The organism is Chitinimonas sp. BJB300, from assembly GCF_002735695.1.
Lineage (GTDB): Bacteria > Pseudomonadota > Gammaproteobacteria > Burkholderiales > Chitinimonadaceae > Chitinimonas.
Map to the genome: position 1 here is coordinate 1 of NZ_PDZH01000358.1, position 613 is coordinate 613.

A 613-nucleotide genomic window follows, 5' to 3' on the forward strand; every position below is an offset into this window, starting at 1 on the left:
CTGGCTTGGCTGGATCGTTACCTATTGGACGCCCGCCCGCAGTTGCTGACGGTGGATGAAACGGCGCTGTTTCTGAGTGACTACGGCGAGCCGATGACACCGGCGCATATCTCGCTGAAGGTGAAGAAGTACATGGAATTCGCGGGGGTCAACAAACCGGGCAGTACCCATCTGCTGCGGCATGCGATGGCGACCCATATGCTGGAAGCGGGCGCGGATGTGCGGATATTGCAAGCCTTGCTGGGGCACGCGCAGCTCTCCACCACCGAGATTTATACGCACGTGAGCATTGATCATTTACGGGCGATTCACGACGCGACCCACCCGGCGCGGCTGACGCGACAGGACGAGACGCCGGTACCACCGCCCCCCGGCCTGCGCGCAACCCCGGCCAAAGCACTGCTGGATGTCCTGGCAGCAGCAGAAGAAGACGACGCGGTTGATGAGGAGGCCTTGCATGAGACAGTTTGATTTAACTTCAGGAGGCCATCGTGCTGACCATCCGACTCCCTGCCGACATTGAAAATCGGCTGAATGCATTATCGAAATCAACGGGGCGCACCAAGACGTTTTACGCCCGTGAAGCCATCCTGGCGCACATGGACGAGCTGGA

2 protein-coding genes are annotated in these 613 nt (G+C 59.7%); both read left to right on the top strand.

The window, feature by feature from the left end:
* A partial coding sequence (locus CSQ89_RS21830) for a tyrosine-type recombinase/integrase (protein ID WP_158229100.1) occupies nt 1-471 on the top strand: 471 nt, incomplete at its 5' end.
* Between the two features lie 20 nt (nt 472-491).
* Nucleotides 492-613, top strand: a 122-nt coding sequence (relB, locus tag CSQ89_RS21835; RefSeq protein ID WP_139023173.1) for a type II toxin-antitoxin system RelB family antitoxin, incomplete at its 3' end; no start/stop codon positions are given.